This window comes from Kribbella sp. NPDC050281 (genome assembly GCF_040655855.1).
Classification (GTDB): Bacteria; Actinomycetota; Actinomycetes; order Propionibacteriales; family Kribbellaceae; genus Kribbella.
On the sequence record NZ_JBFAKS010000040.1, the window covers coordinates 83,014 to 98,234 of the forward strand.

The 15,221-nt window shown below is 68.3% G+C and carries 15 protein-coding genes and 1 riboswitch; of the genes, 12 read left to right on the forward strand and 3 right to left on the reverse strand.

The window, feature by feature from the left end; genetic code table 11:
• The first annotated feature begins 10 nt into the window (after positions 1–10).
• Both AB0I34_RS34150 and AB0I34_RS34155 read left to right on the forward strand, forming a co-directional pair.
• Positions 11–1,159: a hypothetical protein gene (locus AB0I34_RS34150; RefSeq protein ID WP_360453132.1), complete on the forward strand. Its 1,149-nt coding sequence runs from the start codon at positions 11–13 to the stop codon at positions 1,157–1,159.
• Between the two features lie 41 nt (positions 1,160–1,200).
• Positions 1,201–2,247 (forward strand): M48 family metalloprotease, encoded by a 1,047-nt coding sequence (locus AB0I34_RS34155; RefSeq protein WP_360453135.1) that lies wholly within the window; start codon positions 1,201–1,203, stop codon positions 2,245–2,247.
• A 34-nt stretch (positions 2,248–2,281) separates the two neighbouring features.
• Here the strand turns inward: AB0I34_RS34155 and AB0I34_RS34160 are convergent, their stop codons facing one another.
• Together AB0I34_RS34160 and AB0I34_RS34165 are read right to left on the reverse strand one after the other, a co-directional pair.
• Positions 2,282–3,400, reverse strand: a complete 1,119-nt coding sequence (locus tag AB0I34_RS34160) for a winged helix DNA-binding domain-containing protein (protein ID WP_360453138.1) — start codon at positions 3,398–3,400, stop codon at positions 2,282–2,284.
• A 95-nt stretch (positions 3,401–3,495) separates the two neighbouring features.
• Positions 3,496–4,056, reverse strand: a complete 561-nt coding sequence (locus tag AB0I34_RS34165) for an alpha/beta hydrolase (RefSeq protein ID WP_360453141.1) — start codon at positions 4,054–4,056, stop codon at positions 3,496–3,498.
• A gap of 89 nt (positions 4,057–4,145) precedes the next feature.
• Here AB0I34_RS34165 and AB0I34_RS34170 point away from each other — a divergent pair, with 89 nt between their 5' ends.
• The 6 genes from AB0I34_RS34170 to AB0I34_RS34195 all read left to right on the forward strand — a co-directional run bounded on the left by AB0I34_RS34170 (position 4,146) and on the right by AB0I34_RS34195 (position 10,218).
• Complete coding sequence (locus AB0I34_RS34170; protein ID WP_360453144.1) at positions 4,146–4,601, forward strand: Lrp/AsnC family transcriptional regulator; 456 nt, start codon at positions 4,146–4,148, stop codon at positions 4,599–4,601.
• Between the two features lie 170 nt (positions 4,602–4,771).
• Positions 4,772–6,232: a M36 family metallopeptidase gene (locus AB0I34_RS34175; protein WP_360453147.1), complete on the forward strand. Its 1,461-nt coding sequence runs from the start codon at positions 4,772–4,774 to the stop codon at positions 6,230–6,232.
• Between the two features lie 40 nt (positions 6,233–6,272).
• On the forward strand, positions 6,273–7,208 hold the full coding sequence (locus AB0I34_RS34180) for an oxidoreductase (protein WP_360453150.1): 936 nt from the start codon (positions 6,273–6,275) through the stop codon (positions 7,206–7,208).
• Positions 7,209–7,278: 70 nt separating this feature from the next.
• A complete protein-coding gene (locus AB0I34_RS34185; RefSeq protein ID WP_360453153.1) occupies positions 7,279–8,874 on the forward strand; it encodes a CocE/NonD family hydrolase in 1,596 nt (531 codons plus the stop codon).
• 161 nt (positions 8,875–9,035) lie between these two features.
• On the forward strand, positions 9,036–9,872 hold the full coding sequence (locus tag AB0I34_RS34190) for an aldo/keto reductase (RefSeq protein ID WP_360453155.1): 837 nt from the start codon (positions 9,036–9,038) through the stop codon (positions 9,870–9,872).
• Between the two features lie 3 nt (positions 9,873–9,875).
• A riboswitch (guanidine-III (ykkC-III) riboswitch) is annotated at positions 9,876–9,943 on the forward strand.
• A 20-nt stretch (positions 9,944–9,963) separates the two neighbouring features.
• Positions 9,964–10,218 (forward strand): hypothetical protein, encoded by a 255-nt coding sequence (locus AB0I34_RS34195; RefSeq protein ID WP_360453158.1) that lies wholly within the window; start codon positions 9,964–9,966, stop codon positions 10,216–10,218.
• 63 nt (positions 10,219–10,281) lie between these two features.
• On the opposite strand, the gene AB0I34_RS34200 is transcribed toward AB0I34_RS34195, so the two are convergent.
• Positions 10,282–11,127, reverse strand: a complete 846-nt coding sequence (locus AB0I34_RS34200; RefSeq protein WP_360453160.1) for a hypothetical protein — start codon at positions 11,125–11,127, stop codon at positions 10,282–10,284.
• 241 nt (positions 11,128–11,368) lie between these two features.
• On the opposite strand from AB0I34_RS34200, the gene AB0I34_RS34205 reads away from it, so the two are divergent.
• The 4 genes from AB0I34_RS34205 (at position 11,369) to AB0I34_RS34220 (ending at position 15,002) form a co-directional block, all read left to right on the forward strand.
• Complete coding sequence (locus tag AB0I34_RS34205; protein ID WP_360453163.1) at positions 11,369–12,403, forward strand: MoxR family ATPase; 1,035 nt, start codon at positions 11,369–11,371, stop codon at positions 12,401–12,403.
• 29 nt (positions 12,404–12,432) lie between these two features.
• Positions 12,433–13,392: a DUF58 domain-containing protein gene (locus AB0I34_RS34210; RefSeq protein WP_360453166.1), complete on the forward strand. Its 960-nt coding sequence runs from the start codon at positions 12,433–12,435 to the stop codon at positions 13,390–13,392.
• The gene (locus AB0I34_RS34215; RefSeq protein ID WP_360453169.1) at positions 13,392–14,345 is read left to right on the forward strand and encodes a VWA domain-containing protein; all 954 of its coding nucleotides are present in this window, start codon (positions 13,392–13,394) and stop codon (positions 14,343–14,345) included. The genes AB0I34_RS34210 and AB0I34_RS34215 overlap by 1 nt, the downstream gene beginning before the upstream one ends.
• Before the next feature lie 159 nt (positions 14,346–14,504).
• Positions 14,505–15,002 (forward strand): DUF3145 domain-containing protein, encoded by a 498-nt coding sequence (locus AB0I34_RS34220; RefSeq protein ID WP_131350428.1) that lies wholly within the window; start codon positions 14,505–14,507, stop codon positions 15,000–15,002.
• Positions 15,003–15,221 lie beyond the last annotated feature (219 nt).

Below are 15,221 nucleotides of genomic sequence, written 5' to 3' on the forward strand. Positions count from 1 at the left end.
GGGGATCGCGATGTTCGACGAACGTGATGTCGGTCGGGGTTTCCTGGCAGTCGCGAGCAAAAGTGTGTACGTCAAGGGCGCGGTTGCGCTTGCGGTCGTCGGGATCGTGAGTCTGTTGATGGTCGCGCCTTTCGGCGGAACGACTCAGCCGCAGGCGGCGTGCCTTCCGCTGCCACCGGGACAGGCCGGCGGCCGCGTCCCAGCAGGCTGGATCCGCAAATCCCAGCAAGACTTCGCCAAGCTCATCGACCAGGTCGCGATCGAGCGTGGTCTGCCCGGCAAGGCGACTCTGATCGCGTTGATGACGGCTCTGGTCGAATCGGACCTGCAGAACTTGTCGTACGGCGACGCAGACTCCGTTGGGTTGTTCCAGCAGCGTCCGGGAGCCGGATGGGGAACAGTCGCAGAGATCATGGATCCGCACTATGCAGCCAACGCCTTCTTCGGTGGGTCCGCAGCTCCGAACCCTCCTGGACTGGTCGATATCAACGGCTGGCCGACGATGCCTCTTGGCGACGTCGCTCAAGCTGTTCAGGTCTCGGCGTTCCCCGACCGCTATGCGCTGCGGGAGCAGGAGGCGCGACAGATCGCGTCGGAGGCGGGCATCGACCTGACCCGTGCGGGGAATCCGTATGCTGGTCGATCAGGCGCACCTCCTCCGGGTTCGGCGAATGAAGGCGTGCTGGACGATGACGACTGCGGTGGGCAAGGTGGCGGTCTGGTCGAGAACGGACCGATCAATGGGGTCTGGCCCGAGCAGAAGGCAAGTGTCACCGATCCGAGTGGCACCGGCGGCCTGGTCACACCGCGGACGGCGGCCTGGATCGCCGAGGCCCGCAAGAACCTTGGAACCCTCAGCATGAGCTGTTGGGACGCCCACGTCTGGAACCCGACCAGCGACCATCCGCGGGGGAAAGCCTGCGACGTCATGGTCGGAGCCGACGCCAGGAAGTCCGCCCCGGCTCGAGCCCGCGGCGACCAGATCGCCAACTGGGCAGTCAAGACCGCGGCGCAGACTGGGGTGCACTATGTGATCTGGTACGGCAAGATCTGGTCAGCCCGCCGCGGAACGTGGATCCCGTACAACGGCGGCGGCGTCTACAACCCCACCGACGCCACCGGCGGCCACTTCGACCACGTTCACGTGTCCGTGTTCTGACACGTACCTCACGCCTCACCCATGCAGAAGGAGAATCTCGGATGACCGGCCCCGGTGACCCACCTGAGGACAGCGCCTGGGAGTCCGGCCAACTCGAGCCCAGGCGGCCGCCGGGGCCGGGTGGTCCACCGGCCGTGCCCCCGAATCCACAGTGGATCCAGTTGCCTCCGGATGCGGCTGGAACCGGTGCCGATGCCGGTTCCCAACGCGCCCGGGTCGACGTTTCCACCGCGACTCTCCTGCTGTCGGCGTTGCCTTGGTACTTCTGGAGCTTCGCGATCGTCTCGTGGATCGTTGGGCTGCTCGGCTTCGGCTGGGGATGGATCATTGTTGTCGCCTGGATGCTGTCCGGAGCGGTTGTCTTCGTTCGGCCTGTCGAAGACATGCTTGCTCGCTACTTGTTCCGACTTCGGCAGCCGACTCTCGTGGAGGAGCAGCGACTGCAGCTGGCCTGGCGGCAGGTCATCGAACGAGCCGGTGTGCCGCAGGACAGGTACACGCTGTGGATTCAGGATTCCGAAGAGGTCAACGCAACACCGACGCCGGGACACGTTGTCGGTGTGAGCCGCTGGGCGCTCTACACACTGCCTCCGGCGCACCTCGAAGCGGCGCTGGCTCATGAACTCGGTCATCACCTGGGCGGACGGGCCTGGTTGAGCCTGCTCAGCTTCTGGTACTCGATTCCGGCGCGGTGCGCACTGATCGGAGTACGGGCACTCGGCCGGTTGATGCTGGCGGTTCCCGCCGTCGGATGTGTGGTCGTTGCCTTCGTATTGCTGGCGTACTCCGGAGTCCTCTTCGCCGTCCTGCTGCTCGATGACAGCTTGCTGCTGCCGCTGCTGTTCCTCACGCCGTTCGTCGCGCCGCCGATCCTCGCGTGGCTCAGCCGACGCGACGTGATCCGCGCCGATCGCCGCGCCGCCGAGCTCGGCTACGGTGCGACGCTCATCCAGGTTCTCTACGGCTGGCAGTTCCAGCACCAGCAGATGCTGGGGCGCGACGGCAGCCGACGGCGGCAGTTGATGTCGAGCTACCCATCTCTCACCGACCGCGCGCACGCCCTGGAACGCTTCCTGCAGTCGACCTGATCTGGTGCGTCTCCGCTGATCTGGGGGGCGCGGATCAGGACTTGGTGAACCTGACTTCGTGGGTGGTGTTGGGGGCGGTGAAAGTCAGGAGGTTGTGGGCTTCTGACTCGATCGCGGCGCGGGCGGAGCGAGTCAGTTTGATGATCGGCTCGATGTCCAGGAGAGCTGATTTCTTGGACTTCGTTTGCTTCCAGAGGGCGGTGGCTTGGCCGTTGTGGAGGAGGGAGCCTCGGGTCAGGACTTCTTGGAGGGTTAGTTGCTGGCGGGTGGGGGTGTCTATCCAGCGGGTTCGGTCGGCGTGGGAGAGGAGGAGGTTGTCGAATTCGGGGAGGAAGCGAGTGGGGGCGGGAGTGTCTTCGGCGGGGAGGGTGATGGTGGGGAGGTCGTAGAGGGTTCGGCCGGTGGTGGCGTCGGTGTAGGTGCGGAGGTCCAGGCGGTCGAAGATCTCGGCGAGGCGGGTGAGGCCGGACCAGGTCTGGGCGTCGGCGACCGAGGCGGGGCCGTACGCGGCCAGGTAGCGCAGGACGAGCCGCTCGAGGGACGGGACCGGGTCGGTGGAGGCGGCGGGGTCGACGGGGGAGTCGAGCCAGAGGTCGGCGGTGGACATGGCGGGGTTGCCGCCCTTGCCCCAGATGCCGCGTGGCGGGGTCTGGATGGTGGGGAGGAGGCAGCGTACGGCGTGGGCCAGTGCGGCGGGTTCGCGGTCGGGCCAGAGTGGGCCGAGGTGTTCACGCAGTTGTACGGCGGTCGCCGGGCCTGCGGTCATGCGGTCGATGCCGGCTCGCAGTACGGCGTCGATGTCGAGCCCCTCGAGACGGTGCCGACCATAGGTCATGTTCTGGAACACCTCGCGCTCGAGCCGCGGCTGGATCAGCGGGCGGAACGCGAGAAAGTCGCGGCTCGACATCAGGTGGATCGTCGCCCGCATCATCGAACCGCGGACGGCCTGCCGGTCCTCCAGCAGCTTGGCGAGTTCCTCGGGCTGGAAGGACTGCAGTCGCGTCCACAGCCCGACGTACGGCGCGAGTGGTGACTGTGCCTGCATACCGACGAGGTGCTCGATCGCCTCCAGCGCGGTCGCATCCCGGCGTTCGAGCAGCCACTGCCGCTCCAGGGTGGCGCGACTCAGGGCCTGCAGGCTCAGCTTGGTCATGGCCGGATCCTCTCCTGTACGTCGGGTTCGACGCTACGAGAAGAAGCGGCCAGGTTCGGTCCTCTACTCGATACGACGATCGCCGATCGTCAGCGTCAAGTGGCGACCGTCAGGCCAAGGCCGGCCACGAAGGTGGTGAGGAGTCGCTGGCCGAGAGGCCACAGACCGAGATCGCTGTCGGAATTGATGTGGCCTTGGCGGCCGGTGGTGACAAGAGGGACGGTCCAGTTGACGGCGAGGCGGGCCGCGGCTTCCACGGTGCAGTACGGGTCGTCGTCGCTGGCGACCAGTACGGCGGGGAGGCGTAGGGGACTGGGCTCGAGGCCGGCAAAGGTCGGGAGAAGCGTGATCGGGAATGAAGGTGCGCGTTGGTCCGGTGGCGCGACCATGAAGACTCCACGCACGTGCGGTGCCGCACTCGTGGTCAGCCAGTGAGCGGCGGCGTAGCAGCCGAGGCTGTGCGTGACGAGGACAACGTCGTCGTCGGCGTGCTGACGGACCGCGTGGTCGATCGCGGCAGTCCAGTCGTCGCGGTCGGGATGCGTCCAGGATGCCGGCGCGATGCGGGTCGAGTTGGCGAGCCAGGCGGATTCCCAGGCGGACTGCCAGTGGTTGTGATCGGAGCCGTTCAGGCCGGGGACGATGATGAAATGCATGAGACGGCTCCCAAGAGGTGATCAGAGATGGCACCATCATGGTGCTGGTCATTGGCAGGGAGACGTGTCAGCTGATGGATCGAAGGCAGATGAGCGAATCGAACACGAATTCATTGGATGCGATCGACCGGGAGATCCTGGCGATCCTGCAGACCGACGGGCGGTTGAGTGGTGCCGACATCGGGCGGAAGGTGAATCTGTCGCAGCCGGCAGTGTCGGCGCGGATTCAGCGGCTCGAGCGGTCCGGCGTGATCACCGGCTATCAAGCGATCGTGGATCCGGCCCGGATCGGGCTCAACATCCACGCGGCGGTGCGGGTCCGGACGCTGCATGCGCGGATCCCGGAGGCACTCGAACTGTTCGCCGGTCTGCCGGAGATCACCGCGACGTACCGGCTGACGGGTGAGGACTGTTTCCTCCTCGACGTCCACACGCCTGACGCCGGCCGGCTGGAGCAAGTGGTCGACGCCATCGGGCGTCTCGGACCGGTCAGCACCTCGCTCGTCCTGCGCAACTACCCGACCAAACCTCTCGCGACGGGGTGAAGGCGGCAACCCGGCCGGCCCTGCGGGCGGTTGACAGGTTTTCCCTTGCGGGCGCGGAACGACGGGGGCTATCGCTTCCCAGCAGGCAGTGAGGCGAATTAGGGTCTCGACGGACTGTAGTTGTTGCATCACGCAACACGAACGGGTTCGTCGACTGTGGGAGGGAACGTATGACGAAACGCCGCAAGGCGGTCGTGGCCGTCACCGCCGGACTGGCCACCATTTCGCTCGGGCTGTCCGTCACCAGCGCCGCGGGGGCCGCGCCGGAGGCCACGACCCTGGGCAACCTGAAGTTGATCAAGACCAAGACGTCGCTGCTCGGCAAGCACTACTGGTACCAGCAGACCTTCAAGGGCCTGCCTGTCGTCAACGGGTACTACGCCAAGCACGAGACCAAGGCCGGCGGTGTCGAGATCGCCGACGGGCGGGACGCCATTCCGGCCGATCTGGACGTGTCGGCGAAGGTGCCCGCGGCAACAGCCACCAGCAGCGCGAACAGCGTCGTCAGCGCTCGGGCCGCCCGGGCCCGGATCGCCGGGCCGCACAAGGACGCCGTACCGGCGCCGACCGCCACCCAGGGCGCGGCCCAGCTCGCCGTCGTCGGCGGCAAGGACGCGCGGGTGGTGTGGAAGGTGACCAGCAAGTCGGCCGAGGGTGTCAGCCAGTCCCTGGTCGACGCCAAGAGCGGCACCGTGGTGGAGTCGAAGGTGGTCAGCCAGAACGTCGACGGCCACGGCTCGGTGTTCGACCCGAACCCGGTGGTCAGCGAGAAGAACGAGAAGCTGACCGACCAGAACGACAAGAACCAGGACGCCCTGTTCCTGGCGCAGAAGAACGTGATCCTGCGGAACCTGGACGGCTCCGGCAAGCTCAACGGCACCTACGTGAACATCGCCGAGGCCAAGGGCGGGGTCGCACAGAACACGAACAACAACTTCGTCTACCAGCGCGCGAACAACAAGTTCGAGCAGGTGATGGCGTACTACCACGTCAACCAGACGCAGGAGTACATCCACCAACTGGGCTTCACTGAGGTGAACAACGAGTCGCAGGACTTCTCGATCAACACCTTCGCCGGCGACAACTCGTTCTACTCCCCGGACGACGACATGATCACGATGGGCGAAGGCGGCGTCGACGACGCCGAGGACGCCGAGGTGATCTGGCACGAGTACGGTCACGCGATGCAGGACGACGTCGTGCCGGGGTTCGGTGCGACGGTCGAGGCCGGCTCGATCGGTGAGGGCTTCGGCGACTACTGGGCCGTCACCATGTCCGAGCCGGTCAGCAAGGGCTTCGAGCTGCCCTGCGTGATGGACTGGGACGCGACGTCGTACACCAGCACCGAGCCGCACTGCCTGCGTCGTACCGACACCGGCAAGACCACCGACGACATCGTCGGCGAGGTGCACGACGACGGTGAGATCTGGTCGAACGCGCTCTGGGACATCAACCGGGCGCTGGGCCGGACCAAGGCCAACAAGGTGATCCTCGAGGCGACGTTCTTCTACGACCCGGACACCTCGTTCGCCGCCGCGGCCCAGGACACCGTCCAGGCCGCCCGGCTGCTCTACGGCAAGCCCGCCGCGCAGCAGGTGACCGACGCCTTCAAGGCGCGCAAGATCCTCTGACGGTCGCACCAGGTTGTGCGCCCACGACTACTGTGGGCGCATGACCTGGAGTACGGCGGACATCCCCGACCTGACCGGACGACGGGCGCTGGTCACCGGCGCCACCAGCGGCCTCGGGTACGAGACGGCGCTCGAACTGCTGAGGCACGGCGCCGAGGTGCTCATCGGTGCGCGCAATCCGGAGAAGGCCGCCAAGGTCTCCCAAGCCCTTGCCGACGCATCCGGCCGGCTGCCCACCGTCGTCGAGCTGGACCTGGCCGATCTGGCGAGTGTCGAGCAGGCGGCCGGCAAACTCACAGCGACGTACAACACGCTCGATCTACTCGTGAACAACGCCGGCGTGATGGCGACGCCGTACCTGCAAACCAAGGACGGGTTCGAGCTCCAGATCGGCACCAACCATCTCGGGCATTTCGCCCTCACCGGCCGGCTGCTGCCGTTGCTGCTCGAGGCACCCGCGGCCCGGGTCGTGACGGTCAGCTCATTCGTGCACACGACTGTCCGCGGGATCGCGCAGGCGGACTTCCGGCGACCCGCCGGCGGCTACTCCAAGTGGGACGCGTACGGGAAGTCGAAGCTCGCCAACGTGCTCTTCATGCTCGAGCTCGACCGCCGCGCCCGCGCTGCCGGTGTGAAGCTGCTCAGCGCCGGCGCACATCCCGGCTACGCGTCCACCCACCTGCAGGCCTACGGCCCCGAGCTCGCGGGGCAGCGGTTCATGGCCAAACTGATGGCCATCGGGAACACGCTGTTCGCGCAGTCCGCCGCCGCAGGTGCCTGGCCGAGCCTGTTCGCTGCGACCGATCCTGACCTGCGTCCCGGCTCGTACGTCGGCCCAGGCTTCCTCGGGTTCCGCGGCAAACCGGCGATCGCGCTCCCCACCCGCACCGCGCAGGACCCCGACCTGGCCAAGCGCCTGTGGGAGTGGTCGATCGAGGCAACCGGCGTGGATCCGGCACTCACCGTGCCGAGATAGTGACACAGCGGCAGCTTTCTGGTTACCCTCCGGTAATTCTCGATGGTAGTCCGGACGCCGGAGGTCTCACATGCGCAGACTCGCAGCCGCCCTCGCTGTTGTCCTTGCCGTTGCGCTGGCCCTGATCACCATCGGTCCGCGTGCCGAGGCCGATCAGTCCGCGGCAGGCTTCAGTACGTCGTACCAGCGCATCCCCGGGGTGGACGGGACCGGGATCGGCGCCGTCGTGCTGACGCCGACAGGACAGGGCGACGGGCCGTTCCCGCTCGTCGTGATGCCGTCGAGCTGGGGCGTGCCGAACGTCGAGTACGTCGGTCAGGGCGCGAAGCTGGCCAAGTCCGGGTTCCAGGTCATCGCGTACTCGAGTCGCGGCTTCTGGGATTCCGGCGGCGGCATCGACATCGCCGGCCCGCCGACCGTCACCGACGTCAGCAAGGTGATCGACTGGGCCGATCAGCACACGCCGGCCGACACCGGCCGCGTCGCGGCGGTCGGGATCTCGTACGGCGCCGGCACCTCGCTGCTCGCGAGTGCGCAGGACCCTAGGATCAAGGCGGTCGGCGCGATGAGCGGCTGGGCCGACCTGATCGCGTCGCTCGATCCGAACGACACGGTCGCGCTCCAGTCCGTCGCCGGTCTGCTTGCCCTCGGCAACATCACCGGCCGTCCGGGTCCGGAGATGGCGTCGCTGCAGACCAAGTTCGTCACCGGGAACTTCGACGGCGCGATCGCCGAGGCCAAGCAGTTGGCGCCGGTCAGGTCGGCCGCGACGATGGTCGACCGGATCAACGCGAAGGCGCCGGCGGTGTTTCTGGCCAACGCGTTCGAGGACTCGATCTTCCCGCCCTCGCAGTACACCGACTTCTTCAGCCGGCTGACCGGCCCGAAGCGGCTGCTGCTCGCGCACGGCGACCATGCGACCCCTGAGGTGCCCGGCGCGATCGGTCTGCCCAACGAGACCTGGGACGAGCTCGCGGCCTGGCTGCGGCACTACATCGCCGGCGCGGACAACGGCGCCGACGCCGAGGCGCCGGTGCAGCTGAAGTCGCAACGTGGCGTGTGGCGTGGGTACCCGAGCTGGGCCGCCGTCGGACAGCCGCGTACGGCGTACCTCACCAAGCCGACCGGGTTGTCGCGCACCGGCAGTCTCCAGTCGCAGGCCTCGACGGGGTGGACCAGTAGCATCGCCGCTGGTGTGCCGACCCTTGCGGACAGCGGCGTGGTGCTCGTTTCCGGCGCGCTGCAAGGGCTTCTGTCGATCCCGACCGCGGTCGCGACTCCGCTCGTGGACAGGTCGTTCGCGGGCGTCTGGTCCGGCCCGGTCTACACCAGTGGCGCCGTGGTCAACGGCACGCCGAAGCTGCATCTGACGGTCAAGCCGTCCGGTGCGAACACGTCGCTCTTCGCGTACCTGTACGACGTCAACGCGCTCGGCGTCGGCTCGCTGATCACGCACAAGCCGTTGACCCTGCGCGGCGCGACGGCAGGCAAGGCGGTGCCGATCGACGTGCGACTCGAGGCGACGAGTTGGGAGGTCCCGGCCGGCGATCACCTGGTTCTCGTGGTGGACACGGTCGACCCGCGCTACCTCGGCCGGAGCGCTCTCGGCACATCGGTCACCTTCAGCTCCCCGGCGAGCGACCCGTCCTGGATCAGCATCTCGTGATTCACTGACCAGGCAAGCTCAGAGTGCTGAATAGTCAACCCACCAAGGGATCCGCGCCCTGACGACGGTCCCGGCCGCTGAGGCGGGCGGGTTCGGGGTGCGAAGTCGTCGCGTCTCACCGATCCTGGTAGGTACTGCCAACCATGGGAGGTGACAGTGCAATGGCCGCTCCCAGCCATGCGCTCGCGCCCACCTCGGTGAGCAGGTTCCGGCCACCCCGCTTCGGGCTCGGCGGTTCGCGTCTCGGCGAACCGCCGGGGCCGGACGGTGACGCGGCCGCGGTCGCCACCGTGGACGCGGCGTACCAGGCCGGCATCCGGTTCTTCGACACCTCTCCGGCGTACGGAGAGTCGGAACGACGTCTCGGTACGGCGCTGCAACAGCGACCGCGCAGTGAGTTCCTCGTGTCCACCAAGGTGGCGGGTGAGGAGGCCGGTGGGTCGGTGCGGGCGAGTGTGAAACGGCTCGGGCTCGCAGTCGACGTGGTGCTCGTCCGAGATCCCGACGAGGCCGCGATCGAGGCGGCGTACCCGGTGCTGGACGAGTTGCGGCGTAGGGGAGAGATCAAGGCAATCGGGGTGGCCTCGGGGGACTGGCGGTTGCTCGATGGGCTGGTGCGCGATGTGGACCTGGATTGTGTGCTGCTGTCCGGGCAGTACTCGCTCCTCGATCAGTCCGCGGCGCCGCTCCTGGATCGTTGCCTGGCTCGCGGTATCTCGGTGATCGTGTCCGGGATTCTGACCCGGCCGATCCTGCAGAGCGAGAAGTCCAGCGATCCCGTCGCGATCCGGGCCCGGCGGATCGCCGCGGTCTGCGAGCGGTACGGCGTTTCGTTGCCGCAGGCAGCACTCGCCTTCCCGGCAAGGCATGCCGCGGTCACGTCCGTGCTGATCGCCGCGGCCAGCCCGGCCGAGATCCGCGCCGACGCGGCCCTGGTGCGGCAGCCGGTGCCGGCCACCTTGTGGCGGGATCCGGAATTGCTGCGATTGGTATCCTGACGGCAGGTTCCGCGGTCTGCGGTTCCCCGGTCGAGTGGCGTCGTACCCGGTCCACGACAAGACGACGCCCGCCCCAGGAGGGGCCACCCCGATGCATGCCATCGACATTCTCGAGATCGCCGGCGCGGTCACCATTCTGGTCGCCTTCGCGGCCGCCCAGGCGGGCAAACTCCGTCAGCGCACGCTCGCGTACCAACTGCTCAACCTGCTCGGCTCAGGGGTGCTCGCGGTGATCGCCGCGGTCGAGTCCTCGTGGGGTTTCCTGCTCCTCGAGGGCAGCTGGGCCGTGATCAGCCTGATCGGCCTGCTCACCCTCAACCGAGGCCGCGAGCCGGCCACGCACTGAGCCGCAGGCACTGAGCCGCACTGAGCCGGCCACGCACCGACGCCGGCCAGTGAAGTGCCGGGGTCAGAACTTGTCGCCGGGGTTGGTCGGCGGCGTCCCCGTAGTCGGCGTACCCGTGGGAGTCCCGCCCGTCGGGGTCTGGCTCGTGCTCGGCGTCGGTCCGGACGATCCGGTGTTCGGCGGCGGGGTGGTCGGGGTCACTGTCACCGTCACCGTGTTGCTCGGCGTCGGGATGACCGGCTCCGGCTCCAGCGGCTCGGCGTTGCGGAACAGCAGCCAGGCCAGGAACACGGCCAGCACCATGATGAGCGCCATCGTCGCGAGCGCGAAGATCAGCGCCCAGCGCGACGCCGGGCGCAGGATGTTCGGCCACGGCAGCGGCCAGATCCGGAACAGGCCCGGCCGGCGGCGGCCCTCCCAGTAGTGCCGGAAGTCCGGTCCGCGGACCCGTCCGTTGTGCGGGATCCGGTCCATCAGTACGGCGGACAGCACGTCCTCGCCGCGGCGCTCCGCGATCAGCCGCTCGTCCGACGCCGCGCTGGTCCCGTCGTCGGTCCGGATCGGGCCGAGCGCGACCCACAGCGCCAGGTCGTCGTCGTCCGAGTCGTTGTGCGCCAGTACGGCGTCGTCCGGCAACTCGTCGACGGCGTTCACGAACCGGTCCCGGGCAGCCGCGTCGTCCGCGGAGCCCTCGGTCATCATCGCGACCACCGCGCTCCGGCCGTCGTCGGCGCTTGCGGTGTACAGGTAGCCGGCCGCATTCGCGCCGAGGCGGCCGCGCAGCCAGTACTCGCCGACCCGCGGCGGATCCTCCGGCAGCAGCGGCAGTGCCTCCGGGATCACCCGCGCAGGCGCGTCGTCCGGCGTGTCCGCCGTACGCACCTCAGCCTGTGATTCCGTCGCAGTCATCACCTCCAATCCCACCACATCCCTGGTAGCACTGTCGCCACCGGGAGAACTCACCCGCTGTGACGGCCCAGGTCGAGGCTTGTGAATTTGGGTCGATGGGGAGGATGGGGAAAGGACCTGGTGGGCCGTCGGCCCGGCGGACCCGGGGATCTGATGGAATGGCCGGAGTTGTGAGTGCGCCGCAGCAGCGACGCGGCGCGGAGATGACCAAGGTCCGAGCGCGGACCCCGGAAGGACAGGCATGACCGAAACCACTGTGCCAGCTGGATCGGTGGCCCAGCAGTCCCGGCTGATCGGCGAGGCCGTCACCGAGGTCAAGCGGGTGATCGTGGGCCAGGAGCACATGGTCGAGACGCTGATGGTCTCGCTGCTCGCCAAGGGCCACTGCCTGCTCGAGGGCGTGCCCGGCGTCGCCAAGACGCTGGCGGTGCGGACCTTCGCGTCGGTGGTCGGTGGCACGTTCGCCCGGATCCAGTTCACCCCCGACCTGGTCCCGTCCGACATCGTCGGCACCCGGATCTACCGGCAGACCCGGGAAGCGTTCGACATCGAACTCGGCCCGACGTTCGTGAACTTCGTGCTCGCCGACGAGGTGAACCGGGCCCCGGCCAAGGTGCAGTCCGCGATGCTGGAGCTGATGGCCGAGCGGCAGGTGTCGATCGGCGGCCAGACCTTCCCGATGCCGAAGCCGTTCATCGTCATCGCCACCCAGAACCCGATCGAGTCCGAGGGCGTCTACCCGCTGCCCGAGGCGCAGCGGGACCGGTTCCTGGTCAAGATCGACGTACCCCACCCGCGCGGGCACGAGGAGTTCGAGATCCTCCGCCGGATGAGCGTCGACCCGCCGGAGCCCCGGCAGGTGCTCAAGCCGGAGACGATCCTGGAGCTGCAGCGGTCCGCGGATCAGGTCTTCGTCCACAACCTGGTCGCGGAGTACGCAGTCCGCCTGGTGATGGCGACCCGGACACCGTCCGACTTCCACCTGCCCGACCTGGAGCCGATCATCGAGCTCGGTGTCAGCCCGCGGGCCACCCTCGGCATGATCGCGGCCGGGCGGGGTCTGGCACTGATCCACGGCCGCGACTACCTGCTGCCGAGCGACATCCAGACCGTTGCGCTGGACGTGATGGGTCACCGGCTCGGCCTGACCTTCGACGCGGTCGCGGACAACATCGACCCGCGCGCCGTGATCGAGCGCATCCTGGCCACGGTCCCGCCGCCCCAGCCGGTCTGGCGCGACGGCAACGACGGCACCGGCCGCCCGGAGTTCGTCTAGTGGCCAACCGTCCGGATCCGCGGGCTGCGATGACGATCTCGCAGCTCGCTCCCGAGCGTGCACTCCGGCGGCTGGAGCTGACCGTCGTACGGCGGCTCGAGGGGTACCTGCACGGGGAGCACCTCGGCCTGCTGCCGGGGCCTGGCACCGAGCTGGCCGAGGCCCGGGAGTACCAGATCGGTGACGACGTACGACGGATGGACTGGGCCGTCACCGCCCGTACGACGATTCCGCACGTGCGGGACCTGATCGCGGACCGGGAGCTGGAGACGTGGGCCCTGGTGGACCTGTCCGGGTCGATGGATTTCGGGACGTCGCAGCTGGAGAAGAGAGAGTTGGCCGTCGCGGCCGTCGCCACGGTCGGGTTCCTCACCCATCGGCTGGGGGACCGGTTCGGTGGCCTGATGCTGCGTGACTCGGCGCTGCGGCGCTGGCCGGCCCGGTCCGGGCGGCTGGCCCTGTACGGATTGCTGCGGGCGCTGCTGGCCGAGCAGATGGGCGACCAGGAAGCGCATCGCAGCGATCTGGCCGCAGCCCTCGAATCGATGGCCCGGACTCAGCGCAAGCGGGGTCTGCGCGTGGTCGTGTCCGACTTCCTCACCCCTCAGGACGGTGAGGTCGACAGCCGGCTGGAGCCGTCCTGGGAGCGTGCGATGCGCAAGCTCACCGCCCAGCACCAGGTGCTCGCGGTGGAGATCGTCGACCCGCGCGAGCTCGAACTGCCGAACATCGGCGTGGTCACGATCGGCGATCCCGAGACCGGCGAGGTGCGGGAGATCGACACCCGCCGGCGCAAGATCCGGGAGGCGTTCGGGCTGGCCGCACTCGCGCAACGGGAACGAACCCGGATCGCCCTGCGTAGGGTAGGTGCGGGGCACCTGGTCCTGCGGACCGATCGGGACTGGGTCGCCGACACCGTGCGGTTCGTGCTCGCCTACCGGCGAGTGGCGCCCCGCCTGCACCAACCGCCGAAGGGAGTGGCTCGCTGATGGAGTTCCTGTCTCCGGCCAGACTGTGGTTCCTGCTCATCATCCCGGTCGTGCTCGCGGCGTACATCTTCCTGCAGCACCGCCGCTCGCAGTACGCGCTGCGCTTCACCAACATCGCCCTGCTGGACCGGGTCGCGCCGCGCCGGCCGCAGTGGCGGCGGCACCTGGCCGTCGGGCTGGCGCTGCTGTCCGCGCTGTCGTGCATCGTGGCGTTCGCGCAGCCCAAGGACAAGGTCAAGGTGCCGCGCGAACGGGCCACCATCGTGGTCGCGGTCGACGTGTCGCTGTCGATGATGGCGACCGACATCGAGCCGAACCGGCTGGAGGCGGCGAAGAAGTCGGCGAAGAACTTCATCAACCAGTTGCCGGGCAAATTCAACGTGGCCCTGGTCAACTTCGCCGGTACGGCGTCCATCATCGTGCCGCCGACCACCGACCGGGCGACCGTACTGCGTTCCGTCGACGGCCTGGAGCTGGCCGAGTCGACGGCGACCGGCGAGGGCATCTTCACCTCACTGCAGGCACTCACGCAGGTCCCACCGGACCCTGACCACCCGAACGACCCGGCCCCGGCCCGGATCGTGCTGCTGTCCGACGGGAAGCGGACAGTCGGCCGGACGGCGCAGGAGGGTGCGCAGGCCGCGAAGGCGAAGAACACCCCGGTGTACACGATCTGCTTCGGCACCGACTCCGGCTTCATCGAGATGGACGGCATCCGCCAGCGGGTCCCACCGGACCGCGCCGAGCTGCGTAGCGTCGCCGAGATCAGCGGCGGCGAGGCGTACACCGCTGAGTCCGCGGGTGAGCTCGAGGACGTCTACAAGGACATCGGCTCCTCGGTCGGGTACGACGAGGTGGACAAGGAAGTCACCGCCCGGTTCGCCGGCATCGCCATGCTCTTCACCCTGGCCGCCGCCGGCGCGTGCATCGCCCTGGCCTCGCGGTTCCCGTAACCCCGACCAGAAGCGCGACACGGCCGTGATGTAGTTGACACGGCGAGGTTGCTGGTGTTGGAGGGGGCGGTGGTGCAAGATGTACGCAGTTGGTCTGCTGGGATCGAGTAGTTGTTCGAGAACGCTGGGGAAGGCGCCCCTCGAGCACAGGAGGTCCCGGTGGCGACGACTCGTGGCGTTCTTTACGTCCACACGGTGCCGTCAGCGTTGTGCCCGCATGTCGAGTGGGCCGCGGGCGGCGTACTCGGCGTGCCTGTGAAACTTGACTGGACGCCGCAGCCCGCAGCTCAGGGCACCTACCGGGCCGAGCTGTCCTGGCAGGCCGAGGCAGGGACAGCGGCCAAGCTGGCTTCCGCGCTGCGCGGATGGCAGAAGCTCCGGTTCGAGGTGACCGAGGAGCCGAGCAACGGCGTCGAGGGCGAGCGGTACTCGTTCACGCCCGACCTCGGTGTCTTCCACGCGACGACCGGTGTCCACGGCGACATCATGGTGCCCGAGGAGCGGCTGAAGGCCGCGATGCTGAAGGCCGCCAGCGGTGAAGCCGACCTGACCGAGGAGGTCGAACGCTTGCTCGGTCGCCCTTGGGACGACGAGCTCGAGCCCTTCCGGTATGCCGGCGACGGGGCACCGGTCCGATGGCTCCATCAGGTCGTCTGAACGGAACCTGAGAACTTCAGAAGAAAGCCATGAACGGCACGACATCCCCGAACTTTTCGATGAGACTGAGCATCAGACATCCCACCAGGGTGGGAGGGGCCGTGGCCGCTGGGGCCACCGGGTGTCGGGACACCCCCGGTTGTCGAACAACAGCGGCCGCACCACGTGAAGGGGGGGGGGCCCCGGGGGGCCGCCCCCACCACACGCGACAACCCCGTC

Excerpts from the sequence above, each read along its gene's own strand:
- AB0I34_RS34150 (WP_360453132.1), top strand. The coding sequence starts at position 11 with ATGTTCGACGAACGTGATGTCGGTCGGGGTTTCCTGGCAGTCGCGAGC.
- AB0I34_RS34155 (WP_360453135.1), top strand. The coding sequence starts at position 1,201 with ATGACCGGCCCCGGTGACCCACCTGAGGACAGCGCCTGGGAGTCCGGC.
- AB0I34_RS34160 (WP_360453138.1), bottom strand. The coding sequence starts at position 3,400 with ATGACCAAGCTGAGCCTGCAGGCCCTGAGTCGCGCCACCCTGGAGCGG.
- AB0I34_RS34165 (WP_360453141.1), bottom strand. The coding sequence starts at position 4,056 with ATGCATTTCATCATCGTCCCCGGCCTGAACGGCTCCGATCACAACCAC.
- AB0I34_RS34170 (WP_360453144.1), top strand. The coding sequence starts at position 4,146 with ATGAGCGAATCGAACACGAATTCATTGGATGCGATCGACCGGGAGATC.
- AB0I34_RS34175 (WP_360453147.1), top strand. The coding sequence starts at position 4,772 with ATGACGAAACGCCGCAAGGCGGTCGTGGCCGTCACCGCCGGACTGGCC.
- AB0I34_RS34180 (WP_360453150.1), top strand. The coding sequence starts at position 6,273 with ATGACCTGGAGTACGGCGGACATCCCCGACCTGACCGGACGACGGGCG.
- AB0I34_RS34185 (WP_360453153.1), top strand. The coding sequence starts at position 7,279 with ATGCGCAGACTCGCAGCCGCCCTCGCTGTTGTCCTTGCCGTTGCGCTG.
- AB0I34_RS34190 (WP_360453155.1), top strand. The coding sequence starts at position 9,036 with ATGGCCGCTCCCAGCCATGCGCTCGCGCCCACCTCGGTGAGCAGGTTC.
- AB0I34_RS34195 (WP_360453158.1), top strand. The coding sequence starts at position 9,964 with ATGCATGCCATCGACATTCTCGAGATCGCCGGCGCGGTCACCATTCTG.
- AB0I34_RS34200 (WP_360453160.1), bottom strand. The coding sequence starts at position 11,127 with ATGACTGCGACGGAATCACAGGCTGAGGTGCGTACGGCGGACACGCCG.
- AB0I34_RS34205 (WP_360453163.1), top strand. The coding sequence starts at position 11,369 with ATGACCGAAACCACTGTGCCAGCTGGATCGGTGGCCCAGCAGTCCCGG.
- AB0I34_RS34210 (WP_360453166.1), top strand. The coding sequence starts at position 12,433 with ATGACGATCTCGCAGCTCGCTCCCGAGCGTGCACTCCGGCGGCTGGAG.
- AB0I34_RS34215 (WP_360453169.1), top strand. The coding sequence starts at position 13,392 with ATGGAGTTCCTGTCTCCGGCCAGACTGTGGTTCCTGCTCATCATCCCG.